Annotated in this window: 24 protein-coding genes; 15 read left to right on the top strand and 9 right to left on the bottom strand. The window is 71.0% G+C overall.

Annotated elements, in window-relative coordinates:
• Positions 1 to 12: 12 nt before the first annotated feature.
• Complete coding sequence (locus ACWDAG_RS25475) at positions 13 to 777, bottom strand: hypothetical protein (RefSeq protein ID WP_450697875.1); 765 nt, start codon at positions 775 to 777, stop codon at positions 13 to 15.
• Between the two features lie 317 nt (positions 778 to 1094).
• On the opposite strand from ACWDAG_RS25475, the gene purN reads away from it, so the two are divergent.
• From purN to ACWDAG_RS25455, 4 genes are all read left to right on the top strand, one after another.
• Positions 1095 to 1724 (top strand): phosphoribosylglycinamide formyltransferase, encoded by a 630-nt coding sequence (purN, locus tag ACWDAG_RS25470; RefSeq protein ID WP_450697874.1) that lies wholly within the window; start codon positions 1095 to 1097, stop codon positions 1722 to 1724.
• Positions 1721 to 3286, top strand: coding sequence for a bifunctional phosphoribosylaminoimidazolecarboxamide formyltransferase/IMP cyclohydrolase (purH, locus tag ACWDAG_RS25465; RefSeq protein WP_450697873.1), 1566 nt, complete (start codon positions 1721 to 1723; stop codon positions 3284 to 3286). The genes purN and purH overlap by 4 nt, the downstream gene beginning before the upstream one ends.
• 98 nt (positions 3287 to 3384) lie before the next feature.
• The gene (locus ACWDAG_RS25460) at positions 3385 to 3888 is read left to right on the top strand and encodes a hypothetical protein (protein ID WP_450697872.1); all 504 of its coding nucleotides are present in this window, start codon (positions 3385 to 3387) and stop codon (positions 3886 to 3888) included.
• Positions 3889 to 4523: 635 nt separating this feature from the next.
• Complete coding sequence (locus ACWDAG_RS25455; RefSeq protein ID WP_450697871.1) at positions 4524 to 5249, top strand: glycoside hydrolase family 16 protein; 726 nt, start codon at positions 4524 to 4526, stop codon at positions 5247 to 5249.
• Between the two features lie 20 nt (positions 5250 to 5269).
• On the opposite strand, the gene ACWDAG_RS25450 is transcribed toward ACWDAG_RS25455, so the two are convergent.
• The 6 genes from ACWDAG_RS25450 to ACWDAG_RS25425 all read right to left on the bottom strand — a co-directional run bounded on the left by ACWDAG_RS25450 (position 5270) and on the right by ACWDAG_RS25425 (position 11427).
• Positions 5270 to 6976 carry a protein kinase domain-containing protein gene (locus ACWDAG_RS25450; RefSeq protein WP_450697870.1) on the bottom strand — a complete coding sequence of 569 codons (1707 nt, stop codon included), beginning with the start codon at positions 6974 to 6976 and terminating at the stop codon, positions 5270 to 5272.
• 216 nt (positions 6977 to 7192) lie between these two features.
• Positions 7193 to 7693 carry a hypothetical protein gene (locus tag ACWDAG_RS25445; protein WP_450697869.1) on the bottom strand — a complete coding sequence of 167 codons (501 nt, stop codon included), beginning with the start codon at positions 7691 to 7693 and terminating at the stop codon, positions 7193 to 7195.
• A 98-nt stretch (positions 7694 to 7791) separates the two neighbouring features.
• Positions 7792 to 9372 carry a protein kinase domain-containing protein gene (locus tag ACWDAG_RS25440; protein WP_450697868.1) on the bottom strand — a complete coding sequence of 527 codons (1581 nt, stop codon included), beginning with the start codon at positions 9370 to 9372 and terminating at the stop codon, positions 7792 to 7794.
• The gene (locus ACWDAG_RS25435) at positions 9369 to 10115 is read right to left on the bottom strand and encodes an FHA domain-containing protein (protein ID WP_450697867.1); all 747 of its coding nucleotides are present in this window, start codon (positions 10113 to 10115) and stop codon (positions 9369 to 9371) included. The genes ACWDAG_RS25440 and ACWDAG_RS25435 overlap by 4 nt, the downstream gene beginning before the upstream one ends.
• Positions 10116 to 10247: 132 nt before the next feature.
• Complete coding sequence (locus tag ACWDAG_RS25430) at positions 10248 to 10778, bottom strand: hypothetical protein (RefSeq protein WP_450697866.1); 531 nt, start codon at positions 10776 to 10778, stop codon at positions 10248 to 10250.
• 37 nt (positions 10779 to 10815) lie between these two features.
• Positions 10816 to 11427, bottom strand: coding sequence for an RDD family protein (locus tag ACWDAG_RS25425; RefSeq protein ID WP_450697865.1), 612 nt, complete (start codon positions 11425 to 11427; stop codon positions 10816 to 10818).
• 245 nt (positions 11428 to 11672) lie between these two features.
• On the opposite strand from ACWDAG_RS25425, the gene ACWDAG_RS25420 reads away from it, so the two are divergent.
• The 6 genes from ACWDAG_RS25420 (at position 11673) to ACWDAG_RS25395 (ending at position 17650) form a co-directional block, all read left to right on the top strand.
• Complete coding sequence (locus ACWDAG_RS25420) at positions 11673 to 12527, top strand: bifunctional methylenetetrahydrofolate dehydrogenase/methenyltetrahydrofolate cyclohydrolase (RefSeq protein ID WP_450697864.1); 855 nt, start codon at positions 11673 to 11675, stop codon at positions 12525 to 12527.
• Positions 12517 to 13038, top strand: a complete 522-nt coding sequence (locus ACWDAG_RS25415; RefSeq protein ID WP_450697863.1) for a DUF3017 domain-containing protein — start codon at positions 12517 to 12519, stop codon at positions 13036 to 13038. Before ACWDAG_RS25420 ends, ACWDAG_RS25415 begins: the two co-directional genes overlap by 11 nt.
• 170 nt (positions 13039 to 13208) lie before the next feature.
• On the top strand, positions 13209 to 13694 hold the full coding sequence (locus tag ACWDAG_RS25410) for a helix-turn-helix domain-containing protein (protein WP_450697862.1): 486 nt from the start codon (positions 13209 to 13211) through the stop codon (positions 13692 to 13694).
• Positions 13695 to 14059: 365 nt separating this feature from the next.
• Positions 14060 to 15301, top strand: a complete 1242-nt coding sequence (locus tag ACWDAG_RS25405; protein WP_450697861.1) for a DUF2690 domain-containing protein — start codon at positions 14060 to 14062, stop codon at positions 15299 to 15301.
• Between the two features lie 325 nt (positions 15302 to 15626).
• Positions 15627 to 16616 (top strand): malate dehydrogenase, encoded by a 990-nt coding sequence (locus ACWDAG_RS25400; protein WP_450697860.1) that lies wholly within the window; start codon positions 15627 to 15629, stop codon positions 16614 to 16616.
• A gap of 137 nt (positions 16617 to 16753) precedes the next feature.
• Positions 16754 to 17650 (top strand): hypothetical protein, encoded by an 897-nt coding sequence (locus tag ACWDAG_RS25395; protein ID WP_450697859.1) that lies wholly within the window; start codon positions 16754 to 16756, stop codon positions 17648 to 17650.
• Between the two features lie 46 nt (positions 17651 to 17696).
• On the opposite strand, the gene ACWDAG_RS25390 is transcribed toward ACWDAG_RS25395, so the two are convergent.
• The gene (locus ACWDAG_RS25390) at positions 17697 to 19094 is read right to left on the bottom strand and encodes an MFS transporter (protein ID WP_450697858.1); all 1398 of its coding nucleotides are present in this window, start codon (positions 19092 to 19094) and stop codon (positions 17697 to 17699) included.
• A 97-nt stretch (positions 19095 to 19191) separates the two neighbouring features.
• Between ACWDAG_RS25390 and ACWDAG_RS25385 the strand changes: the two genes are divergently transcribed.
• On the top strand, positions 19192 to 20121 hold the full coding sequence (locus ACWDAG_RS25385) for a LysR family transcriptional regulator (RefSeq protein WP_450697857.1): 930 nt from the start codon (positions 19192 to 19194) through the stop codon (positions 20119 to 20121).
• On the opposite strand, the gene ACWDAG_RS25380 is transcribed toward ACWDAG_RS25385, so the two are convergent.
• Positions 20101 to 21021: a GNAT family N-acetyltransferase gene (locus ACWDAG_RS25380; protein ID WP_450697856.1), complete on the bottom strand. Its 921-nt coding sequence runs from the start codon at positions 21019 to 21021 to the stop codon at positions 20101 to 20103. The genes ACWDAG_RS25385 and ACWDAG_RS25380 overlap by 21 nt on opposite strands.
• A gap of 157 nt (positions 21022 to 21178) precedes the next feature.
• On the opposite strand from ACWDAG_RS25380, the gene ACWDAG_RS25375 reads away from it, so the two are divergent.
• The 4 genes from ACWDAG_RS25375 to ACWDAG_RS25360 all read left to right on the top strand — a co-directional run bounded on the left by ACWDAG_RS25375 (position 21179) and on the right by ACWDAG_RS25360 (position 26068).
• Positions 21179 to 22954, top strand: coding sequence for a hypothetical protein (locus ACWDAG_RS25375; RefSeq protein WP_450697855.1), 1776 nt, complete (start codon positions 21179 to 21181; stop codon positions 22952 to 22954).
• Positions 22944 to 23306 carry a hypothetical protein gene (locus ACWDAG_RS25370; RefSeq protein WP_450697854.1) on the top strand — a complete coding sequence of 121 codons (363 nt, stop codon included), beginning with the start codon at positions 22944 to 22946 and terminating at the stop codon, positions 23304 to 23306. The genes ACWDAG_RS25375 and ACWDAG_RS25370 overlap by 11 nt, the downstream gene beginning before the upstream one ends.
• A gap of 10 nt (positions 23307 to 23316) precedes the next feature.
• On the top strand, positions 23317 to 24357 hold the full coding sequence (locus ACWDAG_RS25365; protein ID WP_450697853.1) for a hypothetical protein: 1041 nt from the start codon (positions 23317 to 23319) through the stop codon (positions 24355 to 24357).
• Positions 24358 to 24538: 181 nt separating this feature from the next.
• Complete coding sequence (locus ACWDAG_RS25360) at positions 24539 to 26068, top strand: aldehyde dehydrogenase family protein (RefSeq protein ID WP_450697852.1); 1530 nt, start codon at positions 24539 to 24541, stop codon at positions 26066 to 26068.
• Positions 26069 to 26115: the final 47 nt, after the last annotated feature.

Raw genomic sequence — 26115 nt, 5'->3', positions numbered from 1 at the left:
ATCGGCCGTTCGTCAGTCGTTCGTGCCCAGCAGCCCCCGCAGCTCCTTCGGCAGAAGGTGGGTGCAGGACTGCTTCGCCTGGTTCGTGAGGGCGTCGTCGGTGCAGGTGTAGTAGTCGCTGTACACCAGCTGCGCGGTGAAGGTCGCGGCCACCAGCGCGATCGCCAGGGAGGCCGTCACCAGGCCGGTCACCGCCGCCGTCGTCTGCGGCCGGCCGCCCGGGTCACCCGCGGGCTCGGCGGCGCCGGTCCGGGCGCGCAGGGCGCTGATTCCCCAGTACAGGGCAAGCGCGCCCAGCAGCAGGGCCACGTACGGCCAGCTGAAGAGGGCGAAGAAGAAGGCCCACATGCCGCACAGCAGGGCGTAGCGGGCGCGGCGCTGCGAGGGGTCCGTGGGGTCCCAGCGCATGCCCGAGCCCGGAGTGTTGCCGCCCTGGCCCTCGGGACCGGGGGGCGGACCGCCGGGGCGCTCGCCGAAACCGCCGGGGGAGCGGCCCGGCTGGCGGTCGCTCCACTGGCTGCCCCACGGGGAACCGGAGTCGCCGGACCCCTCGCCGTTCTCCCCGTCCGCCGGGCGGCGCGGCCGCCACGGGCGGTCCGGTGTGCCCTCCGGCGGCGGGGCGAAGGGGTTGTCGTCCTCGGGGGAGCCGCCGGTCTTCCGGTCCGAGGGCGCGTCGGGCGGAGAAGCGGGGCGCTCCCGCAGCAGCACGCCGCGGTGCTCCCCTCCCTCCACCGACTGCGGCGGGAGCGTGAGCAGTCGCAGGCTGCGGTCCGGCATCAAGTGAGCGTCTTCCCCTAGGCGATACGGCAGTGAGCAGGCGTCGATCAAGCGTTGATCGGGCGTTCGTACAGCTGTCTTTGCACGAGCTTCCACTTCGGAAACGCACAGCACCACGACCACGTTCCCGACCCGGGCTCTCCCAGACGCTACCTTCCGGCCGCGCCCCCGTCCCGTGGGGGCTGCCCGGAGTGCCGGTATCGTTGCTGACGGTCGGCCGCTTCGTAGACTTCCCCGTATCCCGGGGCGCGAAGCATTCGTACGAACGTACATACGGCCGACCGTACGGAAACGCTCCCCCGAGAAAGGGCCCCACCGTGGCCGCCAAGCCCGTGGCCAAGCGCCTCGTCGTGCTGGTCTCCGGATCCGGCACCAATCTGCAGGCGCTGCTGGACGCCATCGAGACGACCGGCGTCGAGGCCTACGGCGCCGAGATCGTGGCCGTCGGGGCCGACCGCGCCGGCATCGAGGGGCTCGCCCGGGCCGAGCGCGCCGGGCTGCCGACCTTCGTGACGAGGGTCAAGGACTACGAGAGCCGTGAGGAGTGGGACGCGGCGCTCGCCGAGGCCGTCGCCTCGTACGAGCCCGACCTGGTCGTCTCCGCCGGGTTCATGAAGATCGTGGGCAAGGAGTTCCTGGCCCGCTTCGGCGGCCGGTTCGTGAACACGCACCCGGCCCTCCTCCCCAGTTTTCCCGGAGCCCACGGTGTGCGCGACGCACTCGCGTACGGCGCCAGGGTCACCGGCTGCACCGTCCACTTCGTCGACGACGGCGTCGACACCGGACCGATCATCGCTCAGGGCGTGGTGGAGGTCCGGGACGAGGACGACGAGAGCGCGCTGCACGAGCGCATCAAGGAAGTCGAGCGAAGGCTGCTCGTCGATGTCGTGGGGCGGCTCGCCCGCAACGGCTATCGCATTGAGGGACGAAAGGTAGTTATCCAGTGACCGCCGACATCAACAAGCGGCCCCTTCGCCGGGCGCTCGTCAGCGTCTACGACAAGACCGGACTCGAGGAGCTCGCGCGCGGGCTGCACGAGGCCGGTGTCGAGCTCGTCTCCACCGGCTCCACCGCCGGCCGGATCGCCGCCGCGGGCGTCCCCGTCACCAAGGTCGAGGAGCTCACCGGCTTCCCCGAGTGCCTGGACGGCCGGGTCAAGACCCTGCACCCCAAGGTGCATGCGGGCATCCTCGCCGACCTGCGCCTGGAGAGCCACCGCGAGCAGCTGGCCGAGCTGGGCGTCGAGCCGTTCGACCTTGTGGTGGTCAACCTCTACCCGTTCCGCGAGACCGTCGCCTCGGGGGCGACGCCCGACGAGTGCGTCGAGCAGATCGACATCGGCGGCCCCTCGATGGTCCGCGCGGCCGCCAAGAACCACCCGTCGGTCGCCGTGGTCACCAGCCCGGCCCGCTATGCCGACGTCCTGAGCGCCGTACGGGACGGCGGCTTCGACCTCGCCACCCGCAAGCGGCTCGCCGCGGAGGCCTTCCAGCACACGGCGGCGTACGACGTCGCGGTGGCCTCCTGGTTCGCCTCCTCCTACGCGCCCCTGGACGAGTCGCAGTTCCCCGACTTCCTGGGCGCCACCTGGGAGCGCGCGCACACCCTGCGCTACGGCGAGAACCCGCACCAGCCCGCCGCCCTCTACGTCGACGGCAGTGGCGGCGGCCTCGCACAGGCCGAGCAGCTGCACGGCAAGGAGATGTCGTACAACAACTACACGGACACGGACGCCGCGCGCCGTGCCGCGTACGACCACGACGAGCCGGCCGTCGCGATCATCAAGCACGCCAACCCCTGCGGCATCGCGGTCGGTTCGGACGTCGCCGAGGCGCACCGCAAGGCGCACGCCTGTGACCCGCTGTCCGCGTTCGGCGGCGTCATCGCCGTCAACCGCCCGGTCTCGAAGGAGATGGCAGAGCAGGTCGCCGAGATCTTCACCGAGGTCATCGTCGCGCCGGACTACGAGGACGGCGCCCTCGAAGCCCTCGCCAAGAAGAAGAACATCCGCGTCCTGAAGGCCCCGGCGGCCCCCTCGCACCCCGCCGAGATCAAGCCCATCGACGGCGGCGCGCTCCTCCAGGTGACCGACCGTCTCCAGGCCGAGGGCGACGACCCGGCCAACTGGACGCTGGCCACGGGCGAGGCACTCTCCGCGGACGAACTCGCCGAGCTGTCCTTCGCCTGGAAGGCCTGCCGCGCCGTCAAGTCCAACGCGATCCTGCTCGCCAAGGACGGCGCCTCGGTCGGCGTCGGCATGGGCCAGGTCAACCGCGTCGACTCCGCGAAGCTCGCCGTCGAGCGGGCGGGCGCCGAGCGCGCCCAGGGCTCGTACGCCGCTTCGGACGCGTTCTTCCCCTTCCCGGACGGCCTGGAGATCCTCATCGAGGCCGGCGTGAAGGCGGTCGTCCAGCCGGGCGGTTCCGTCCGCGACGAGCTGGTGGTCGAGGCCGCGAAGAAGGCGGGCGTGACGATGTACTTCACGGGGACGCGGCACTTCTTCCACTGAGCCGTCTCCGCAGAGCGGCGCATTCGACGCTGACTCATCCGCCCGTACTCGGTTGGCGCCGGGTACGGGCGGTTGCCGTAGGCCCCTGGGGAGATCCCGTGAGGAACAGCAAGCCGGTGTGGTCCGAGCGCGAGCTGCCGGCGTTCTTCAGGCAGTGGCGCACCGAATGGAAGGACGAGGAGCTTTCCCCGGCCAACTACCTCGACTACGAGGGCGGCTTGCGCTTCGTCCTGGCCGCGGCCTGGCTGTTCTGCCCCGAGACGGTCGAGTACCGCGGTTGCGTGTTCCTCAAGGAGAACTTCAGCCAGGACACCGTCGACAACTGGTTCACGTCTTTGCGCCATGATCGGGAACGAATCGAAGCAGTCGTCAATCAGGTCAGACTGTGGGACGTCTTCATCAACGCTTCCCGGACGGACGACGATCAGCTCGGGGAGGAACTGCCCCAACTCGCGCTGGCTCTGGGGGAGTGCTGGCAGGGAGTCCTGTCCGCGCGCTACCCGGACCTGGCGGTCACCGTCGAGGTCGGCGACGAGGAGGACGGCTCCTACGGGCCGGCTGTGACCTTCTGGACATCCCCGGCCGTCCCGGACTTCGGCTAGCAGCCGGGTATTGAATTGTTTCTCGCGCTGCGCCACGTAAGCCGTCGCCTCCGACGCGCCGTCGGCCCGTGGTTTTCCGGCGGGCACCCAGGCCTCCAGTTTCTGCAGGACGCTGAACTCGTCCTCGTCGGAGCCTCCCTTCTCCTTCACGGCTTTGAGGGTCGTATCGACGAGGGTTGCCAGGTGCGGGAGGTTCTCTTTGCAGTGCGGTGCCAGTGCGGAGAGCACGTGTTGGTACTGGTCGGCGGGGCGGAGGTTGCCGTCGAGGTCGGCGAGCTTCTGTGCCGGACCGGCTGAGGGCGACGGGTGTGTGGCCGGCGTAGCTGCCGGGCGGTGTGGCCGACGGCGGGTTTCGCGGCCGCTGTCGAGCTGTCGTGCGGGTCAGCGTTGTCGGATCCGCAGGCCGTGCTCGCCATCAGCAACGGAGCCGCGATCAGTGCCCCCATCGCGACAGCGGCCTTGCTGCTTCTGCTCAGCGGCTTCTTCGCCCGCCAAGGCCTGGTGGCTTCAACTCCAGAAGCCAGGAAGCGATCCGCTCCGGGTATCTTGTCAAACCTTGAACGGACTCCTACAGTCCGGTTGACGGAAGTGGGACCGCTCCCACGCCCCCGTGTCATCCGAGCAATGGAGCCGCGATGTCATCTGCATTTGTCCGGCCGGGACGCCTGATGGGCGCCGTCCTGGCGGCGCTGTCACTGCTCCTCCTGGGGCAGCCGCAAGCCCATGCGGCGTCCTGGGGAGCCCCGCAGACGGTCAACTCCTGGAACGTCATCAACGCGCGGTGGACCGCCAACAACGAGCTGGAGACCTACACCCCCAACTGCGTCTGGTACGAGGGCAACACCCTCGTCATCAAGACCTACAAGTCGGGCAGCACGTACTACTCGGGCCGTGTGGAGTCCAAGGCGCTCTACGGCTACGGCACGTACAGCTTCACCGCGAACATGCCCAACGGCCAGGGCCTCCTGCCCGCGGTGTGGGCGGCCTATCTGAATCCGTGGCTGCCCGAGTTCGACGCCGCGGAAATCGTCGGCCAGAACGCCAACACCGTCTACCAGACCTCCCACGACACCAACAACGCCCAGACCCAGTTCTCGAAGACCAATGGTGCGGGCTGGACCAACGCGTACCACACGTACTCGTTCTCCTGGTACCCCGATCACATCGACTTCGCTGTGGACGGCACCATCACCGGCACCAAGTGGTACACCACTCCGTCGGGTGTGGGGATGCACTTCATAGTCAACACCGCCGTCGGCGGCGACTGGCCGGGCAACCCCAACGACTCGACCTGGGCCACGGGGGACGGTGCGAGGTATCTGAAGGTGTCCTCGATCACGTACACCCCGTACAACCCGTAAGGGCTCTGCTTCAGGACCTTTCAGGTCGAACTGCGCAGCGCCGCCCACGTGTTGGGGCCCACCTGGCCGTCGACCTCCAGCCCCTTGTCGCTCTGGAAGCTCCGCACCGCCGCGTCGGTGGCCTTGCCGAAGTCGCCGTCCACACCCGAACTGCCCACGCTGTAGCCGCGTTTGGTCAGCATGCACTGCACCTGCACGACGCGTTGGCCGCGGTCGCCGAGCTCGGTCTGTTCGGTGCCGGAGTAGTAGGTGCAGTCGGTGAGCCAGGGCGGTTTTGCGGGGGCGGGGGTCGACTTCGAGGGGGTGGGGGTCGGAGTGCCGGGTGTCTTGGAGGTGGGGTGGGGAGAGGGGGCGGCGCTCTGCGTGCCGTCGCCTGAGGGGGAAGGGCCGGCGGAGGCGCCCGTGTCGACCAGTTCCTGGCCCTGCCCCTGTCCCTGCCCCTCCCCCTGGCCCTTCGGCTTCTCCTCCCCCTTCTCCTGCGGCTTCTTGGAGGCCGAGGAGGGCCCGGCGCCGTCGTCGGACGCGGACGCGCCGGCGGCGGCGCCTGCGGTGGCGTCGGAGGACGACGGGCGAGTGAGCAGGAAGGCGGTTACGGCGACTGCGCACACCGCGAGTACGGCGGCGAGGGCGGCGTACGGCCTCCTGCGGCGCCGGGCCGGTGTGGCCGGCGTCGGCGTCGCAGCCGCAGGCGTCGAAGACCAGGGTGGTGGAGGACCGAACCCCGGCCCCGCCGTCGGGTACACCACCCGTTGGGTCGCCGTCCGCTGAGGGTGCTCGCTCGGCACGGAGCTGTTGCGGAGCACGTCGTACGCCTGTTGCCGGGCCAGCAGGCGGCTGCCCAGGTGCTCCTGCCAGGAGGTGGCCCGGGGGTGTGCGGCGGCGGCATCGATGAGGTCCTGCGGGCCTGGCCGCTGCGCGGGGTCCTTGCTCAGGCAAGCGGTCAGGAGGGCGGCCAGGGCGGGGTCGGCGGCCGCCACCTCGGCCATGACCTCGGCGTTCGGAGCCTCGGAGGCGATGCGGTGCAGGACGTCCATGCCGGTGCCGTCGCCGAACGGGGCGTGGCCGGTGAGCGCGTGGACGACGGTGCTCGCGCAGCAGAACACGTCGGACGCGGTGTCGCAGCGGCCGTCTTTCAGGTACTCCGGGGACATGAAGGCCGGGGTGCCGACCCGGCTGCCGGTGGTCGTGATCGCGCTGGCGTCCACGGCCTGCGCGATGCCGAAGTCGATGACGTGTGCGCCCTGTTGGGTGAGCAGCACGTTCGAGGGTTTGAAGTCCCGGTGCACGATCCCGACGGCGGCCAGCGCGCCCAGTGCCCGACCGAGATCCGCGACCAGCCGCCACGCTCCGGGCGGTGCGAGCACGCCGCACTCACGCACGGCGTCCGCGAGATTGAGGCCCGGCAGATACGCCGTCGCCATCCACAGCAGCTCGCTGTCGGCCTCGAATCCCGTACCGAACAGCTCCGGCGTGTACGGCGCCCCCACGCGCGCGTGCACGGTGGCCTCCCGCTCGAACCGCCGCCGGAAGCGCGGATCCTCGGCGAGCTCGGGCCGGACGACCTTGACCGCGGCCAGCCCGGGCGTTCCGTCGCCGTGCCGCGCCAGGTAGACCCGGCCCATGCCACCACTGCCGAGCAGGCCCAACGGCACGTACGGCCCGACGCGCACCGGATCGGACGGCCGCAGCGGCCTCGCGCAGGTCTGTGCGAGGGCGTCGTCTGCCATGGATCGATCCCCCGACGTGTTCTCTCTCGACCTCGGTCACCCCAACGTGCCCTGTGGCACCTTTGGTTGACGAGAGACTATCGGGTTGCCCGCGACCGCGGGGCGGGGGCTCCGCACCCGGCCGGCATCACGGCCGTCGGCCTCGGCGGCGTAAGAAGGCCGCGGCCTCCGGCCCTCCCCCGAGGGAGCCGGAGACCGCGGCTGTTCGGCGGCCTGTCAGCAGGGACGCAGGGACCAGATCGGGTCCCAACTGGCCGTGCCCGCCTCGTACGCCGTGGACGTCCAGCGGACGCTGCCGTCCTGGTTGTAGAACCTGGCGACCGTGCCGGGCGTCTGGTTGTTGGTGAACGGGCCGTCGCCGGTCCAGTTGCTGACGGTCCAGGTCTGGCACTTGTAGAAGTCGAACTTGGTGCCCCTGACGACCATGCACAGGTGGCCGTAGCCGCAGGCCAGGTCCTGGGCACCGAGCTTGCCCTTCGGAGCGCGGCTGAGGGTCAGGCCGTCGTACTTGACCTCGTTGGCCGTGGACTTGAGGGCCTTCGGGTGGCCGACGAGGACCTGGTCGGCGGTCTGCTGGAGGCTGTTGACGCGGATGCCGTCCGGCGTCGAGGTCACCCGGGTGCCGTCCGGGGTGTCGGCCGCGGTGGCCGCGACCGTGGAGCCGGCGAGCAGGGCGGTGGCCGCGAGGAGCAGTGCGGCGGGCTTGGCGATGTTCATGTTGCTTCCCCCATGAACTCTGGTGGTCGTTCCGCCGTGGCGGAGTGGTACCACCGTGCCGCCGGCACCCGCCGACCGGTACCTCGGAAGTCTCAGGGTCACCAACTACCGGGAGGCGTGTACTCCTTGAGGTACTGCGCGAGCCGCTTGCAGTAGTCGCGGTATTCGGAGGGAATGCCGCGTGCGGCGTTGACCCGCTTGTACGAGGTCCGGTACGCGGCGGCGATCAGTACCCGTTTGTCGCCGGGCAGGTTGGGTGTCAGGTTCGGCTCGATGTAGCAGAGGTAGTGGCCGAGGCCCGCGATCGAGTCGGGGACGGAGAGGGGTGGCTTGGGGATGGATTTCACCGGTCGGCCGTCCGCCCGGATCCACCAGCGCAGCAGCCTCGGGGTCCAGCGGGCGATGCCGTACTCGTCCTTGCCGGGGTCGGAGAGCTTCGGGTCGAAGTTGCTCTCCGCCTTGAGCATGGCCGCGATGAGCGCGGGCGTCACGTTCGCCTGGTCGCAGCCGTGAGCCGCGTCGACGATCATCGGTCGGTAGCCGGCCGGGATGCCCTGGTCCGTACGGAGTTCGGCGGAGCCGTAGGTGGCGGGGGTGATGCTCGCAGAGGGAGACGTGCTCCTGACGGTCGGCGGGGTGCCGCCGGAGTCCGCCCAGGTGCTGATGCCGTAGCCGAGCGCCGCGACGGCGACGGTGGCGGCCGTCGCGCTCGCGATCACCGTGGAGCGGCGTCTGCGGCGCGGGAGGTGCGGAAACAGACGGGACGGGCGGGCCGTGCCTGCCGCCTCCGCGACCCGGCGCAGCAGTGCGTCCGTGCCGACGCGGCCGGCGTGGGTGCGGGAGAGGCAGTCCCGGACGATCTGCCGCCAGGCGTCGGGGAGTTCCGGCGAGAGGCGCAGCTCGTCGGTGCCGCGGGCGTAGGCGGCGGCCGCGTCGCGGCGGGCGGTCGGGGTGCCGCCGGGGAGGGGGAAGGAGCCGGTCAGCACCAGATGCGCCAGGACGCCGAAGGCCCAGACGTCGGCGGAGGGGCGGATCTGGCGGCCGCGCGTGCCGATCTCCGACCACAGCAGTTCGGGCGGGGTGTAGTCGGGCGTGGAGAAGGCGGGGGTGTACGCGTGCGTGCCCTCCAGTTCCGCCGCCATGTTGAAGTCGGCGAGGCGGGCCGAACCGTCCTTCATCAGCAGGACGTTGGCCGGTTTCAGATCACCGTGCACCCAGCCCGCGCGGTGCAGTTGGGCCAGCCCCTCGCAGATCTGGGCGAGGAGTGCCGGTCCCGCCGGCGGGCGGGGGGTGTCGGACAGCAGGGCCGACAGGGAGCGTTCCGCCTTCTCCAGTACGAGGACGGTGGCGCCGTCCAAGGACGGATGACCGGGGTCGTCGACCGTGAGGGTGTCGTACATCCGGATCAGACGCGGCTGCTTCAGGCGGCGGTGCAGTTCGACCTCGCGGTCGATGAGTTCGCGCAGGTGGGTGAGTTGACGGGGGGTTCCGGTGCCGGTCGGCAGGAACTTCAGGGCCGCCGTGCGGGGCAGCTCCGCACCGATGCCTGCGCCGGTCGGGTCGCCGGTGCGCCGGCCCTCGTACACGCTCCCGAAGGCGCCCGTCGCGATCGGGTCCCGCACCTCCCAGATGCCCACCCGGTACCCCTTGGGCACCGGCACGGCGTACGGCTCGGTCACCGGACCGCCCGGCCGGACGGGGAGGCGGCCAGGACCACCAGGTCGTCCTCGCGGACGAGGTCGAAGCGGAGGGCGAGCGACACCAGCGATTCCTTCTTGCCGTTGAGGCGCGGGCCGCTGTCCGCCTCCTCCGGGCCCGGCTTCAGGCGCAGCTTCACCGCCAGGTAGTCGATGTTCCACTGCACCGAAGTGCGGGACGCAGCCGGCCAGTTGGGGCGCAGGCGGTCGACGACCTGGTCGACAGTGGGCAGGGGCGCGTGCGGTTCGCCGCGCAGGCGTGGTTCGCACAGCGCCGCGAGGACCGCGAAGTAGCGCTTGGTGCGGTCGACGGAGAAGGCGGGGGCGGTGGTGGCGCCGTCGAGGCCGCCCTCGGAGCGGAGGTAGTCGTGGCGTGGCGCCCACACCTCGACGGCCAGGAGGTCCCCGGCGGCCGGGAGCACGATCCGCGAGAACTCGAAGGGGACGGGGGCGTCGAGGCGGCCCGGGCCGACCTTCATGTGCTCGCCGGCGCCCTCCGGGTTCTCCACGACGTACGTCTGCTCCCGGCTGAGGTTGCTCAGTATCCAGAAGGCGCCCTGAGCGGTGATCTCACCGGCCCTGCGGGAGACGCCCTTGTGGGGGATCTCCACGTCGCAGTCGGCGCTGCGCCCGAACGTCAGCCGCTCGCCGGGCGCGAGCTTGAGCTGGGTGCGAGTGGACTGGTCCTCCGTGGTCGGCGGAGGTACCACGATGATGCTGTACAAGGTGCGTCTCCTGTGCCTGCCGGCTACCCCACGTCAGAGTAGGGCGACGCACCAGGGCCGTGTCCCCCTCGGACGGGGAGACACGGCCCTTGGCGATTTATTGGCGCGAACTGTTCAGTGGCAGCGGGCGGTTCACTGGCGTACGCGGTTGAACCAGGCGGTGCCGTTCGCGTTGCCGGCGAACACGGCTATCAGAATGCCCAGAACCGTGTGGAGGAGGCCCACGACGACGAACGGGTAGAGGCCCAGCATCGCGGTGATGACGCCGAAGACGATGGTCGTGATCCGGACACGGTTGCCGCCGTCGCTGAACTTCAACGCCAGCACGGCCGCGAACACCGCCCAGGCCAGCGCGAACACCACCAACGCCCAGAGCACGCCGCTCGAGTACTCCTTGATCTTCTCGAACGAGGCGTCGTCCTCGACGCCGGCGCTCGTCGTCCTCCGAACGACCCCGGCGACAAAGGCGAACAGGGCCACGCCGATGAGCTGCAGGGGAACGATCACCCACAGCAGCACACGGCCCGCGGCCACGGTGCCCGGCATCGTCGTCATCACGGGAGCGCCGCCGTAGGAGCTCACCGGGGGAGCCGTGGGGTAGCCGTAGCCCGGCTGCTGGCCCTGTTGCGGGCCGTACGGGTTGTTGGGGCCGCCGAAACTCATGGGGGGTGTTCCTCCGTGAAATGGGGTGGAGCAGCGCTCAGTTCGTGCGGATCACGATCGAGGAGCAGACCTTGTCGGCGAACGTCTGGCGCTTGGCGTCCCAGGCCGGCCACAGCCAGCCGAGGTAGCAGGCGAGGCTGTCCAGGAAGTGCGCGAGCCGGCGCACGAAGGCCATGCCGACGCCCAGGGGCTGTCCGTCGGCCTCCCGCACCAGGCGGATGCCGACCGCCTGCTTGCCGACCGTCTGACCGGTGCGGCCCTCCCTGATCAGCTGCCAGATCGCCAGGCCGATGATGGCGAGGTAGCCGATGATCGCCACGGCCCAGGTCCTGCTTGCTCCGCCGACGATGACGACGATGTAGGGGACCAGGAACACGAGCCCGTCGACCAGCGTGCCCAGGAAGCGCTGGCCCCAGTTCGCGTACGGCGGCTGCATGCCGTAACCCGCCTGCTGCGGGTAGCCGTAGCCGGCCGGGGCCTGCGGCGCCTGCGGGTAGCCGTAGCCCTGCTGCGGCGGCACGCCCTGCGGGGCCTGCTGCGGGTAGCCGTAGGGCTGCTGCTGACCGGGCTGCTGGGGGTAGCCGTAACCGGGCTGCTGCGGGGGCTGCTGGGGCTGGCCGTAGGGGTTGTTCGGGTCGCCGTAACTCATGGCGGGATTCCTCCGTTGCGCATATGGGGACATTGCGGATTGCGCGGAGGAATCACACGATGTGAGCGGTTTGCCCCCCGAACACGAACCGCGATACTGCGCCGTTCATCGTTCTTTACGGCCGCTCGCCTTGTCCAGTGGCATTTCGCATGTGTTGTGCAAGTGCAATCTTGCTGATCAAGACCGTCCCGCCGGTACGGCACCCGGATTGGAACCGGGGGGCGGTCATCCGCGAGGATGGGGGCATGACCGCCCAGATTCTCGATGGCAAGGCCACCGCAGCCGCGATCAAGTCCGATCTGACCGCCCGCGTGGCGGCGCTGAAGGAGAAGGGCGTCACGCCCGGCCTCGGCACGATCCTCGTCGGGAGCGACCCCGGCAGCCAGAAGTACGTCGCCGGAAAGCACCGCGACTGCGCGCAGGTCGGCATCGCCTCCATCCAGCGCGAACTGCCGGAGACGGCGACGCAGGAGGAGATCGAGGCGGTCGTACGGGAGCTGAACGAGGACCCGGCGTGCACCGGCTACATCGTCCAGCTGCCGCTGCCGAAGGGCATCGACGAGAACCGGATCCTGGAGCTGATGGACCCGGACAAGGACGCCGACGGCCTCCACCCGATGAACCTCGGGCGGCTCGTGCTCAACGAGCCGGCGCCGCTGCCCTGCACCCCGAACGGTGTCCTCACCCTCCTTCGTCAGTACGGCGTCGAGATCAAGGGCGCCGAGGTCGTGGTCGTCGGCCGCGGAGTCACCATCGGCCGCCCGATGCCGCTGCTGCTCACCCGCCGCAGCGAGAACGCGACCGTCACCCAGTGCCACACCGGCACCCGCGACCTGGCGTCGCACCTCAGGCGGGCGGACATCATCGTCGCCGCCGCCGGTTCGGCCCATCTGATCCGGCCCGAGGACGTGAAGCCGGGCGCCGCCGTCCTCGATGTCGGCGTCTCGCGCAGCGCCGAGGGCAAGATCGTGGGTGACGTCCACCCGGGCGTCGCCGAGGTGGCCGGCTGGATCTCGCCGAACCCCGGCGGTGTCGGCCCGATGACCCGTGCCCAGCTGCTCGTCAACGTGGTCGAGGCGGCGGAGCGCAGTGCCGGCTGAGGCGAAGCGCCCCGAGGGGGCGGCGAAGCAGCCCGAGCGCACGGTCGAGGACCCCGAGCGGCAGGCCGAGGAGACCGTGCGGGACGCGATCAGCGCGCCCGACGCCGAGGGCAGGCCGCGCCGCACGACGCGCCGCTTCCCGCTGTTCACGAAGGACACCGCACGCCCCGAGGGCGGCGGCCGGGCAGCCCCCGGCGACGCCCCCGCGCCCGCCCGGCAGTGGCCGATCCTCGCCGTCCTCGGCCTGGTCGGGCTCGGCCTGCTGCTGACCGCGCTGGACGTCTTCCGGGTCGGCACCCTGCTGATCGGCATCGCCCTGGTGGCCGGCGCCGCGCTGCGCTGGATCCTGCCCGACGTCGGCATGCTCGCCGTACGCTCCCGCTTCACGGACATCGTCACGTACGGCGTGCTGGGCCTGGCGATCGTGCTGCTGGCGCTGATGGTGCAGCCGCATCCGTTGCTGCAGATTCCGTTCCTGAAGGACACGCTGCATTTCACGGTGAGCAGTTAGATCGCGCCGTAAGCGTTCCCTGTGCCGAGATCGGCCGTCGATCGCCTGTGGGTTCGTCGTGGCTGGTCGCGCCGTTCCCCGCGCCCCTTTGGGGCGCGGGGAACCAACGGCGGGCCTGTGTCGTCACCTGGTCAGGACGGGGAATGTGAGAGATCTGGTGGAGGTGCGTGATGGGCGGCTGGCAGCCGCTGCCTGACGATCTGCCGCCGGAGGTGCGGCACTTCGTGGAGCAGTTGCGGCTCCTCAAGGACCGGACGGGGCTCAGCCTCGTCTCGCTCGGCGCCCGCACCGCCTACAGCAAGTCCTCCTGGCACCGCTATCTCAACGCCACCCAGCCCCCGCCCCGGCAGGCGGTCGCCGCCCTGTGCCGGATCGCGGGCCTCGCCGACACGGAGGCCGAGCGTTTCGGGGTGCGCTGGGAACTGGCGGTCCAGGCCTGGCCGCGCCAGGCCGCCCTCCCCGCGCAACCTGCCGACGGCTCCGGGGGGCCGGAAGGGCCGGGCGGTGAGGAGTACGAGGACGATCCCACCCTGCCGTGGTGGGACGCGCCCGAGGAGCCCCGTCGGCGGCCCGGCGGGCGGCTGCTGCTGTACGCCGTACTGCTGTTGCTCCTCATGCTGGTGATCGCGGTCGTGAGCGTTCTTGTGCTCGGGTGAGTTGCCCTTGAGCGGGATGAATACGTCCGTGACGGGCGAGGTTGTCCATGTGTGTCTACGGTGTCGATGTATTGGCAAGTTTGCGGATTTGACACGGGGTTGTTCGATGGGGGCCCTAGTGTGGGCGGGTCCGGCCGGGCGGCGGAGGGGGCCCTCGGTGGGACACTGGACCGCGGCCGGATCGGCGTGCAACGGTGCATGCCGAGCGGCTCCAACGCTCCCGTGCGCCCCCATCCCGGGAACTGAGATCCTTACTGGGCGCATCCCTGTGGGTAGCCAGAACGGGCACCACGCGCGGGGGAACGCGAGGAACACCAGCACCAACCGGGGGGAAGAGGGGGGAAGCAATGCCTCGTTGGAGGGCCTTGCCGGACGAACTCGATCCGCAGGTCAGGGAGTTCGCGAGCCAGTTGCGCCGGCTCGTGGACCGCAGTGGCCTGAGCATCGCGTCGGTGGCCGACCGCACGGGCTACAGCAAGACGTCCTGGGAGCGGTATCTGAACGGCCGGCTGCTCGCGCCCAAGGGCGCGATCGTGGCGCTGGCCGAGGTCACGGGTACCAACCCGATCCATCTGACGACCATGTGGGAGCTCGCCGAGCGTGCCTGGAGCCGTTCGGAGATGCGCCACGACATGACCATGGAGGCCATCCGTATCTCCCAGGCGCGCGCCGCGCTCGGTGAGTTCGGGGCGCCTCCCGCCAATGCCAAGGCAAGCGGCAAGGTGACCAGCAAGAGCAGCACGACGGCCTTCAGGTCCGGCAGCGCGACGGCGACGCCGGGCATCGCGGGACCGGCAGGTGTGGCACCGACGGTGCCGCCGCAGCCGGTGAGCCCTGATGTGCGGGACTCGGCGGGCGCGGTGCGGGAGAGCGGCGCATCGCCCTCCGCGGATGCGCCGGAGAGCTCCTCCGGCCCCAACTCCTGGGGGCTGGCCGGATACAAGGGTCCGTCTCCGTCCGGTGCGCGTGCTCCCGGGGCCGCGGCTCCGGCGCCGCAGCCGGCGGCGGGCGATCACGGCTGGACGCCACAGCCGCCGAGTCCGTTCGGCGAGCCGCCGCAGCAGGGCCCGCGGCCCGGTGGGGGCTCCTCCTCTTCCTCCTCCGGCGGTGGCAGGCGGAAGCTGACGATGTTCCTTGCCGGTCTCGTCGGCGTTCTGGTCGTGATAGCGGCCGTGTTCTACCTGACCGACAACGGCTCGGGCAAGAAGAACGAGGGCGGCGCCTCGCCGTCCCCGTCCGTCAGTGCCCGGACCGATCTGCCGGCCGGAGTGAAGTGCAGCGGTGCCTCCTGCACCGGCAAGGACGCGGAGGCCATGGGCTGCACCAAGGACGCCGCCTCGGTCACCACCGCCAAGACCGCCGTCGTCGGTACGACCACGGTCGAGGTGCGGTACAGCAAGACGTGCGGCGCCGCATGGGGCCGTATCACCGCGGCCGCGCAGGGCGACTCGGTTCAGGTGACCGCGGGCAAGGCCAAGGAGCAGAGCGACAGCATCAGCCAGACCGGTGACACCATCGCCTACACCCCGATGGTCGCGGTGAAGGACGCGGGTGAGGCGAAGGCCTGCGCGACGCTGGCGACGGGGCGCAAGGGCTGCACGCCGTAAGCGGTGTTGGAAGAAAGAAGGGGGCGGCCGCCCGTCGTCCGGGAGAGGGGGGACGTGGGCGGCCGCCATGGGGGGAACCGACCGTGCCGGACTCCCGTGGGGGTACGGTTCGCGTGCCCGGGATGCGGGCGACTATTCATGTCACTTCAATTTCTTTCCGCGCCGGATCATTCTGTGGGGTGGGCCACACGGACCCGGACGTCCGGGATCCCGGATGCGCGATAGCCTGAGCGGTGGATCTCTTGACGCCAAGAGATCGATCATTTGTACGCCCAGCACCCCAGGGCAAAGACGCCCCACCGCCAGCTGTCATACGGAGAACGCCATGACCCGCACTCCCGTGAACGTCACCGTCACCGGCGCGGCCGGCCAGATCGGTTACGCCCTGCTCTTCCGCATCGCCTCCGGCCAGCTGCTCGGCGCGGACGTGCCGGTCAAGCTGCGCCTGCTGGAGATCACGCCCGCGCTGAAGGCCGCCGAGGGCACGGCCATGGAGCTCGACGACTGCGCGTTCCCGCTCCTTCAGGGCATCGACATCACGGACGACCCGAACGTCGCCTTCGACGGCACCAACGTCGCCCTCCTCGTCGGCGCGCGCCCCCGCACCAAGGGCATGGAGCGCGGCGACCTGCTCTCCGCCAACGGCGGCATCTTCAAGCCGCAGGGCAAGGCCATCAACGACAACGCCGCGGACGACATCAAGGTCCTCGTCGTCGGCAACCCGGCCAACACCAACGCGCTCATCGCGCAGGCCGCCGCCCCGGACGTACCGGCCGAGCGTTTCACCGCGATGACCCGCCTCGACCACAACCGCGCGCTGACGCAGCTCGCGAAGAAGACGGGCTCGACGGTCGCCGACATCAAGCGTCTGACGATCTGGGGCAACCACTCCGCCACCCAGTACCCGGACATCTTCCACGCCACGGTCGCCGGCAAGAACGCCGCCGAGACCGTGAACGACGAGAAGTGGCTCGCCGAGGACTTCATCCCGACCGTCGCCAAGCGCGGCGCGGCGATCATCGAGGCCCGCGGCGCGTCCTCGGCCGCCTCGGCCGCCAACGCCGCCATCGACCACGTGTACACGTGGGTCAACGGCACCGCGGACGGCGACTGGACCTCCATGGGCATCCCGTCGGACGGCTCCTACGGCGTCCCGGAGGGCCTGATCTCCTCCTTCCCGGTCACCACCAAGGACGGCCAGTACGAGATCGTCCAGGGCCTGGACATCAACGAGTTCTCCCGCGCCCGCATCGACGCCTCCGTGAAGGAGCTCGAGGAGGAGCGCGAGGCGGTCCGCGGTCTCGGCCTCATCTGAACCGAGCCGTACGGCTTTACGGTTCTGTCACGACCCTGCACGGGCCCCGTTCCGGTTCCTTCCGGAACGGGGCCCGTGGCCGTTTTCGCCGCTACCGTCAGAAGCGGTACCCAATGGGGTGATTCGGGGGGCGTGTCATGAGCGGTTGGGACGGTTACGACGACGGCCGCTCCGGTTCCGGACCGGAGCGCGAACCGAGCGAGGAGAGAGGCCAGGCGGCCTGGGCCGCCCGGCAGCCGGCGACTCCACCGCCCTGGTCGTCGGCCGAGACGCAGACGGGCCAGGCGCCGCCGCCCTGGGCCTTGGCGCCGACCCACACGGGTGGCGTCCTGCCGCCGACCTGGCCGCCGCCACCGCCTCCCGCGAGTCCACGCCCCGGAGCCCGCCGCGTCCTGGCCGTTCTCACGGCCACGCTCGTCCTCGGCGCGGGCGCCGGAGCAGGCGCCTGGTACCTCACCCGCGACCATGCGCGCGGCACCGGGGCCACGCCCGCGACGAGCGTGAGTGTCACGGTCACGACGACCCCGCCACCCACTCCCACTCCCGTCGCGTCCGCTTCGCTCCTGGCGTCCCCGTCCCCCTCGGTCGGCTACCGCCGCGCCCAGGACCCCGTCGGCTACTCGGTCGACGTACCGAAGGGCTGGACCCGGCGTGAGGAGCAGGGGAAGCTCGCGCGGATCGTCTACTACGACGCCCCCGCCGACGGCCGTCAGCTGCAGATCTTCGAGGTCACCGAGTCCACCCCGTACGAGTCGCTCACCCTCGCCGAGACCGACCCCGGCTACGGCTTCGCCAAGCAGCCCGGCTACCGGGTCGTCGAGCGCGACCACGGCGACACCTGGGCGGAGCTGTCGTACCGCTACGACGACGAGCACAAGGGCGCCCGCCAGGTCATCGACCACCGCTTCCGGGCGGCCGACGGCACGCTCTACGCGATCCGCTCCAGTGGACCCGTGGACCTCGCCCCCGAGCGGGTCCGGGCGCCGCTGAGGATGGCGGTCGGCTCCTTCTGCCCGGCCGGGGCGCAGTGCTGAGCGCTGCGAGGGTCGCGCCGAGTCGCGCCCCGACAGACCTCGACGGTCATGCGACGGGCTCCTTGGCGCCGGTGGACGAGGCCGCTGTGGGGGAGGGGGCGGCGGGTCCGCGGTAGCCGGCCACGACGGTTGCGGTTGCTGCGAGGACCAGTACGCCTACTGTTCGCAGGGCTGGGCCCATGCCGTCGGTGAAGTCGGGGTGGGAGGCCAGGACCGTGCCGGTGACGGCGACGCCGAGGGCCGCGCCGATCTCGCGGGCCGAGGTGCCGAGGCCCGAACCGAGGCCCGCCTGGTGGGCGGGGAGGGACGTGACGACGCCGAGGGTGAGGGCCGGCATGGACAGGCCCGCGCCGGCCGAGATGACGAGAAGCCAGCAGGCGTACAGGGCGTAGGGCGTGGTCGCGTTCGCGGTGGATGCGCCGAGCAGGCCGAGGCCGATCAGTGCGAGACCGGCGCCGACGACCGGGCGCGGGCGGGACGCCCAGCGCGCCGCCAGCTTCGGGACGGATGCCATGCCGACGATCAGCGGCACGATCGCGACCCCGGTGACGGCGGGGCCGTAGCCCTTCACGCCTTGCAGGTACTGGGAGTTGACGTAGAAGAGGGCGAAGAGGCCGAAGAAGCCGGTGGTCATGCCGAGGGTCGTGGCGCGCAGGCGGGGGGAGCGGAGTACCCGGGGGTCGAAGAGGGGGGTGCGCGAGCGCAGGGCGTGGAGCGTGAAGGCGGCCGTGAGGAGGGCGCCTGCCGCGAAGACGGCAAGGATGCGCGCGGAACTCCAGCCGTACACCGGTCCCTCGATGATGCCGAAGAGGAGCGCGACCAGGGCTGCGGTGAGCAGCAGGGTGCCCAGGGGGTCGAGATGGTTGCCGGCGGCTCGTTCCGTGCGCGGGGTGGTGAGCGCGACGGTGACGGCGAGCAGCGCGGCCAGAGGGACCATCGCGCCGAACAGGGCCCGCCACGTGAGGAATTGGCCGACCAGGCCGCCGCCGAGATTGCCGAACATGCCGCCGAGGCCGATGGCCAGCGTCCAGGAGGCCATCGCCTGTGCACGGCGTTCCGGGCCGGCGAGGCGCATCAGGATCGACATCGTGGCCGGGGTGATCAGCGAGGCCCCCGCGCCCGAGATGCCGCGCCCGGCGATGAGGAGGGCGGGGCTCGGTGCGAGCGCGCTGGTGGCCGCGCCCGCCGCGAACAGACCGAGGCCTGCGAGCAGGGCGCCCTTGCGGCCGTACCGGTCGCCGAGCGCTCCGGCCGGGATCAGGAGGGACGCGAAGACGATGACGTAGGCGTCGACCGTCCACAGGATGTCGGCGTGCGAGGGACGCAGGGACGACGAACCGAGCTGCGGGATCAGGAGGTTGATGGCGGCGACCATGCTCTGGGCGACCAGGACGCAGGCGCACAGCGCCAGCAGGGTGGACCGTTTCAGGGCGTGCGGGGGCATGGCTCCTCCCAGGGAGCTCGACGGGTGGTGAGGGATGGCCCTGTCACCGTAGGCTCGGTCGTGTCCTGCACTCCAGTGCAAGCTTTGCAAGGGATCGATGCGTGTGACGCAATCAAGCAGTCTGGATCTGAACCTGCTGGTCGCCCTGGATGTGCTGCTGGAGGAGCAGAGCGTGGGCGGGGCCGCCCGCCGGCTGCACCTCTCCGAACCGGCGATGTCCCGCACCCTCGGTCGGATCCGCAAGGCGCTCGGCGACCCGGTGCTCGTGCGGGCCGGGCGTCGGATGGTGCCGACACCGCATGCGCTGGCCGTACGGGCCGAGGTGAGTGCGGTGGTGGAGCGGGCCCGGGCCTTGTTCGCGCCCGGCCGCGACGCGGACCTCAGGACCGTGCAGCGCACGCTCACGATCATCGGCCACGACGCCGTTGCCGCCGCCTTGGGTGCGGACCTGTTCGCCCGCGCCGCCGAGGAGGCGCCCGGCATCCGTGTCCGGTTCCTGGCGGAGAGCCATGTGGACGCACCGGTCCTGCGCGAGGGGACCGCCGATCTCGAGATCGGGGTCGTGGACACGACGGCACCCGAGGTGCATGTGGAGACCCTGCACCAGGACCGGATGGTGGGCGTCGTACGGGCCGGACACCCGCTGCTGGAGGGCGAGTTGACGGCGGAGCGGTTCGCCTCGGAGGCCGATCACCTGACCGTGTCGCGGCGAGGCAGACTGCACGGGCCCGTGGACACGGCCCTCGCCGAACTCGGCCTGAGACGGCGGGTGGTGGGGGCGGTCGCCACCTTCCCGGCCTCGCTGTTCATCGTCCGGGACACCGATCTCGTCGGGCTGATCAACTCGTGGGCCCTGCCGTCCGCGGCAGCCCTGGACCTGGTCACCTTCGACGTGCCGCTCCAGCTCCCGCCGTTGCATCTCGGGCTGGCGTGGCACCCGCGGCACGATGCCGACCCCGCGCACGCCTGGCTGCGGCGGACGGTGCGGGAGCTGCTGGCCCAGTGGTCAGCCCGCCGGGGCGGATAGCCGTTTCTCGAACCAGTGGTCCCCGTAGACGTGGTCGACGTACGCGGGGATCTCCGTGTATCCGGACGCCCGGTACATCGCCTGCGCCTCGGTGAGGCTCGCGTGGGTGTCGAGGCGTACGACGGTGCAGCCGCGCGCGGCGGCCGCCTCCTCCAGTGCGCCGAGGATCCGGCGGGCGAGGCCGAGGCGGCGGGCCTCCGGGTGCACCCACACATGCCGGATCTCGCCGACGCCGGGTTCCAGGCGGCGCAGCGCCCCGCAGCCCACCGGGCGGCCCTCCTCGTAGGCGACGAAGAACGCGCCCGCCTCACCGGACACCTCCTGAGGCCCCACCAGGTCGGACTTGTCGAAGCCCTCGGGGAAGCGTGCGTCGATGTCGGCGGCGTACGCGTCCAGGCAGGCGCGGGCGTCCGGGGCGGCGCCGTCGACGAGTTCGACGGTGATGGCGGCCAGGCGCAGCAGGCGCTGCGAGGTGGCCATCGCCTCGATCAGCTGCGCACGCTGACCGGGGTCGAGGGTGTCCAGCAGGCCTGCCGCGAGCGCGTTGGCCCGGCGGTTCTGCTCCTTGATCTCGACGCGCCCGGCGGGCGTCGGCCGGGCCATGCGCAGCCGGTTGTCGTCCGGGTGGACACTGAGCCGGACCAGGCCCTGTGCCTCCAGAGCCTTGGCCATGCGGCTGAGGTAGCCGGCGTCGAGACCGAGGCGGCTCCTGAGTTCCCGGAGCGAGACCCCGCCCGGTTGCCCCGCGATCTCGAACAGCAGACGGGCCTCGCCGAGCGGGCGGTCCTGGCCGAGGTAGTGGTCGTCCAGGGCCCCGATACGGCGTGTGAAGTAGCGGTTGAACCGGCGGAGCGCCGCCACCTGCTCCGACGACACGGGTTCCGTATGTCCTCGCTGCATTCTTTGACTCTAGTCAAAGAATATGGGGGCGTCCATCCCTGCCCTTCCTGTCCGTCCCTTGGCATTCCGCTTTCGCCGGTCCCAGCAGCCCCTCTATGCTGATGGTTTGTCAACTGAACGTCTGACAACGGTCTTTCCACGCATCGGGGGAGTTCGCGTGAGCACCGCATATGTGCCTCAGCAACCGCAGCCGACGACGCCCGCAGGGGCGCCACCCACACCACCGCCCACTCCGCCGCACGCCAGCGAGGCGACCCGGCTGCTGTGCGCGGGCACCTATCTGGACTCCGGTTACCGCGACCGCGTGATCGAGGAACTCCACCTCAACGAGCAGCGGATCGTGGCGCCCTCGCTCGGCTTCGACGCCGCCCGCGTTCTCGCACACGCCCTGCGCGCCCGCCGCCAGGAGCTGCTGTGGGCCGGGGCGATCATCGGGCTGTGGGTGGTCGGCGGGGCCGTCAGCGGAGGGCCGCTGCTCCTCTTCCTCTGGCCGAGCGTGCTGCTCGCCCTCGCGCCGTGGGTCAGGGGGCGCGGCGAACAGCCGCCGTGGTACCGCCGGGTCGCCGCGTTCCTCGTCCGCTGGTGGGGCCGTGCGTTCTTCGCGACGATACTGGTCCTGATCGTCCTCGCCGCGTTCGGCGGCGGCTCGGACGACAGCTCCTCCCACGGCTCGTACGGCTCGTACGGATCCGACTACGGCTACGGCTACTCGGACTCGCCGAGCGTCAGCGATGCGTTCTCGCCGGGCAGCATCTCCGACGCGATCAAGCCGTGGCAGGCCTGGCTCACGCTCGCCGTGTTCGCGCTCATCGCCTGGTGCGTGCACTCCCAGCGCCACCAGTTCAGCCGCGCGCTGGCCGCCGAGCTCTCCCCGCAGCGCTTCCCGGACGCCGCCGGCGACCCCGCCGAGCAGGCCGAGAACCCGCGCTTCCAGCGGCTGAAGCAGCGCATCCGGGTCGAGCAGCACGCGCCGCTGGTCATGTACCACGAGGCGCGTCCGTTCTGCGGGGCCGGAGCGGCGTACAACACCTGGGTGCTCGCCGTCGAACTGCGGCGGGACGAGCTGAAGAAGCAGCAGCCGCTCAGCAACCGCGCGATCCTGGAGCGGATCCGCCCGCTGCTCGAACAGCTCCGCGTCCCGGCCGAGTACGCGGGCCCCGGCGTCCGCGACCGGCTGCGCTGGCTGGAGATCGACGAGTGCGTGTTCCTGCCGGTCGAGGGGCTGCTCACCCGGGACCAGGCGCCGTACACCCCGCAGGCCTTCGAGGAGCACCGGGCGCGGGCGGTCGAGGAGGGCGCCGAGAAGCGGCGGCACTTCCTGCGCATCCGCGTCGGCGGCTGGGAGGAGGAGCTGGTCGTCACGGTCTTCGTGCGCATCCACACCCAGGGCCGGATGCTGATGCTGGAGGTGGCGCCGCATGTGCTGACGCCGGTGCGGGCGGACTTCAAGGACGCCGACCGTACGGCCCACCGGTTCCGCAACAACAACGTGCTCGGCAAGGCGGCCGGCGCCGTCGTCCTGGTGCCCGCGTCGGCGGGGCGCTCGCTCGCCCAGCTCGGTCGCGGCCTGGTCTACGTGTGGCGGCTGCTGACCGGCGGATATGCGGGCGCACTGCCCGACGGCCCGGCACTGTCGGTGCGCGAACTGGGTTCGGTGCAGGCCGGTTCGCTCTTCCAGGAGATGGACGTGGCGCGCTATCTGAAGAGCGTGCAGGACCGGGTCGCCAACGGGGTGCGCGCGGCGCTCGCCGAAGCCGGTTACGAGACCGGTGAGTTCATGCAGAAGGTCGTGAACATCAGCAACGGCGACGTCAACATCGGCAACATCTCCGGCAACAACACGATCGCGGTCGGCATGCAGAACTCCGCCTCCTCCTCCAACGCCTCGGGCGGCGCCGCGCCGCAGAAGGGAGCCGACAGCAATGGCCAGTGAAGACCAGGGCATCACCATCGGTGACATCTCCGGCAACAACGTGGTCGCCGTCGGCCGCGGCGCGAGCGCCGAGAGCCATGTACACCAGGGCACGGGAGCGCAACCGGACGAGGCGACCCGGCAACTCCTCGCAGCGATACGGAAGTTGCGGGAGGACCTCGCGTTGGTGAACAGCACCGAGCAGACGGTCGCGCTGGGCGAGGCGCTCGCCGACACGGAGACCGAGATCACCAGCACCGGCCAGGCGGGACCCACGCGCCGCCAGCGTCTGCGTGAACTGCTCACCGACTCCCAGGCGCTGGTCACCTTCCTCTCCTCCGCCGGCGCCCTGGCCGGCCTTCTGGGGCGGTGAGAGGGACACGATGAGCGGGGGACAGCGGTACTGGAACGAGGACACCCAGCGCTGGGAGGACGGCACGGGCGGCAGCCCGGCGACCGAACCGACGCTGCCGAAGCCGACGCCGACGGACGAGGGGGCTCCACCCACCGGCCCGGCCTACCCGGCGCCCCCGGCCTCGACTCCCACCGTGGGGACGCAGACCCCCACCGTGAGGGCGCAGGGCTGGCCCGGTGCCGGTGCGGACAGCGCCTGGCACGGTCCGGGAGTCGAGGGCACCGTGCCGGAGTGGTCCAGCGGTGCCTCCTGGCCGCCCCCCGAGCCGCTCCCCGCACCCGCCCCCGCCGCAGGCCTCAACCGGCGGCTCGTCTGGTCCGTGGTCGTCGGTGCCGCCGTCGTCGGGGTCGCCGTGAGTCTCGTACTGACCCTGGTGGTCGGGAAGGACGACGGGGCGGGGAAGAAACCCGTGGCGGCGAGCGCCGCCCCGTCCTCGACGGCCTCCGCGTCGCCGGAGGTCTCGCAGTCGCCGTTCGCCGACGACACGGGATCGCCGTCCCCGTCGGCCTCCGCGCCGCCCCCGGGATACGAGCTGCGTGACGACACGGAGGGGTTCCGGATCGCGATACCCGAGGGGTGGTCGCGCAGCAGCGTCGAATCGCAGTACGGGATGGCAGTGGTGAACTACCGCAGCTCCGACCGGGAACACCGGCTGCAGGTGTACCAGGTCGCGGAGGCGTCGCCCGAAGCCTCCTTCGAGCTGTACCTCTCCGATCAGACCAAGAAGCCCGCCGGTTTCAAGAAGCTCGATCTGCAGAAGCTCGACGACGGCGAGTTCACCGGCTCACGGCTGGAGTACCAGGCCGACACGATCAAGGGCGAGCCCGACATCGGCACCTGGCACGTCTACGACGAGCGTTTCGTCGCGGCGGACGGCAACATCTACGCCATCGCCTCCTACGGCCCCGACTCCGACAGCCACGATGATCAACTCGCCGAGCTCGCCACGGCGTTGGACTGGTTCTGCCCGCCCTACACGACCTGCGACGCGGATCCGGGTACCGACTGACCGCTCTGCGTGCTACTCCGTTCCTTTTTCGCCCCATTCACCCCCATTTTCAGTGACGCAGCGCACTTTCCGCCATGGATTGCGCATGCAACCGGGGGCGGGGGGCAGGCGCTCACGGTCCTCGTGAGGGACACATGTGTCACTCAGGGGCACCGAACAGGAACGGAAGGCAGTACGGATCATGGCGGAGAGAGCGGAAACCCAGGGGCTGGACGCGCAGGCGACCATCCACGTGGCAGGGGAGTGGCGAGAAGCCTTCTCCGGTGCCACGCGCGAGATCATCGACCCCGCGGACGGCCAGGGCTTCGCTCTGGTTGCGGAGGGTGACGAGAAGGACACGGACCTGGCGGTCGCGGCCGCCCGGCGCGCCTTCGACCACGGCGACTGGCCCCGCACCCCCGTGGCCGAGCGCGCCGCGCTGCTGCGCCGCGTCGCCGACCTGCTCGTGCGCGACCGCGAGCGGCTCGGGCTGCTGGAGAGCCGGGACGCCGGCAAGACCGCCGAAGAGGGCCGGGTCGACATCGACTGCGTCGCCGACGCCTTCCGCTACTTCGCCGACCTGGTGGCCAGCGAGGCCCCGGGCCGGGTCGTCGACGCGGGCTCGCCCGACATCCACAGCGTCGTCGTACACGAACCGGTCGGCGTCTGCGCGCTGATCACGCCCTGGAACTACCCCCTTCTCCAGGCCAGCTGGAAGATCGCCCCGGCTCTCGCGGCGGGCAACACCTTTGTGATCAAGCCGAGCGAGATCACCCCGCTCACCACCATCGCGCTCATCGACCTGCTCTCCGAGGCCGGGCTCCCCACCGGCGTCGCGGGCATCGTCACCGGCCCCGGCCACACGGTCGGCGCCCGGCTCGCCGAGCACCCCGACGTCGACCTGGTCTCCTTCACCGGTGGCCTGGTCAGCGGCACCAAGGTGGCGCAGGCCGCCGCTCCGAGCGTCAAGAAGGTCGCCCTGGAACTCGGCGGCAAGAACCCCAACGTCGTCTTCGCCGACGCCTGCGCGACGGACGAAGGGTTCGACACCGCCGTCGACCAGGCCCTGAACGCGGCCTTCATCCACAGCGGCCAGGTCTGCTCGGCCGGCTCCCGCCTCATCGTCGAGGAGTCCGTACGCGAGCGCTTCGTCGCCGAGCTCGCCCGCCGCGCCGCCCGGATCCGCCTGGGCCGCGGCACCGAGGACGGCGTCGAGTGCGGTCCGCTGGTCTCCGAGCAACAGCGTGCCAAGGTCGAGGGGTACGTCGCCTCCGCGCTCGCGGAGGGTGCGGTGCTGCGGTCCGGCGGCAGGCGTCCCGAGCCGTCGCCGGAACGCCCCGAGGGCGGTTACTTCTACGAGCCGACCGTTCTCGACCAGTGCCACCGCGAGATGCGTGTCGTGCGCGAGGAGGTCTTCGGGCCTGTCCTCACGGTGGAGACGTTCCGTACCGAGGACGAGGCCGTTGCCCTCGCCAATGACACGGAGTACGGCCTTGCGGGGGCCGTGTGGACCGCCGATGCGGGGCGGGCCCGGCGGGTGGCCGGCCGTCTGCGGCACGGCACCGTGTGGATCAACGACTTCCATCCCTATCTTCCGCAGGCGGAGTGGGGTGGGTTCGGCAAGAGCGGGGTGGGGCGTGAGCTCGGCCCTGCGGGGCTGGCGGAGTACCGCGAGACCAAGCACGTGTACCAGAACCTGGCGCCCACGGCTGTGCGCTGGTTCCGCGGCTGAGACTGCGCTGCGCGCTGCCGGGTGCCGTTTGTAGGCCGTCGGTCGTC

The organism is Streptomyces sp. NPDC001157 (assembly GCF_053598255.1).
Note: the sequence above shows the minus strand (reverse complement) of the source record. Positions and strands in the feature narration are given on the sequence as shown.

Coding starts and splice junctions, on each gene's coding strand:
- ACWDAG_RS25475 (WP_450697875.1), bottom strand. CDS start 777: ATGCCGGACCGCAGCCTGCGACTGCTCACGCTCCCGCCGCAGTCGGTG.
- ACWDAG_RS25455 (WP_450697871.1), top strand. CDS start 4,524: ATGTCATCTGCATTTGTCCGGCCGGGACGCCTGATGGGCGCCGTCCTG.
- ACWDAG_RS25450 (WP_450697870.1), bottom strand. CDS start 6,976: ATGGCAGACGACGCCCTCGCACAGACCTGCGCGAGGCCGCTGCGGCCG.
- ACWDAG_RS25445 (WP_450697869.1), bottom strand. CDS start 7,693: ATGAACATCGCCAAGCCCGCCGCACTGCTCCTCGCGGCCACCGCCCTG.
- ACWDAG_RS25430 (WP_450697866.1), bottom strand. CDS start 10,778: ATGAGTTTCGGCGGCCCCAACAACCCGTACGGCCCGCAACAGGGCCAG.
- ACWDAG_RS25425 (WP_450697865.1), bottom strand. CDS start 11,427: ATGAGTTACGGCGACCCGAACAACCCCTACGGCCAGCCCCAGCAGCCC.
- ACWDAG_RS25420 (WP_450697864.1), top strand. CDS start 11,673: ATGACCGCCCAGATTCTCGATGGCAAGGCCACCGCAGCCGCGATCAAG.
- ACWDAG_RS25410 (WP_450697862.1), top strand. CDS start 13,209: ATGGGCGGCTGGCAGCCGCTGCCTGACGATCTGCCGCCGGAGGTGCGG.
- ACWDAG_RS25400 (WP_450697860.1), top strand. CDS start 15,627: ATGACCCGCACTCCCGTGAACGTCACCGTCACCGGCGCGGCCGGCCAG.
- ACWDAG_RS25395 (WP_450697859.1), top strand. CDS start 16,754: ATGAGCGGTTGGGACGGTTACGACGACGGCCGCTCCGGTTCCGGACCG.
- ACWDAG_RS25390 (WP_450697858.1), bottom strand. CDS start 19,094: ATGCCCCCGCACGCCCTGAAACGGTCCACCCTGCTGGCGCTGTGCGCC.
- ACWDAG_RS25385 (WP_450697857.1), top strand. CDS start 19,192: ATGCGTGTGACGCAATCAAGCAGTCTGGATCTGAACCTGCTGGTCGCC.
- ACWDAG_RS25380 (WP_450697856.1), bottom strand. CDS start 21,021: ATGCAGCGAGGACATACGGAACCCGTGTCGTCGGAGCAGGTGGCGGCG.
- ACWDAG_RS25370 (WP_450697854.1), top strand. CDS start 22,944: ATGGCCAGTGAAGACCAGGGCATCACCATCGGTGACATCTCCGGCAAC.
- ACWDAG_RS25365 (WP_450697853.1), top strand. CDS start 23,317: ATGAGCGGGGGACAGCGGTACTGGAACGAGGACACCCAGCGCTGGGAG.
- ACWDAG_RS25360 (WP_450697852.1), top strand. CDS start 24,539: ATGGCGGAGAGAGCGGAAACCCAGGGGCTGGACGCGCAGGCGACCATC.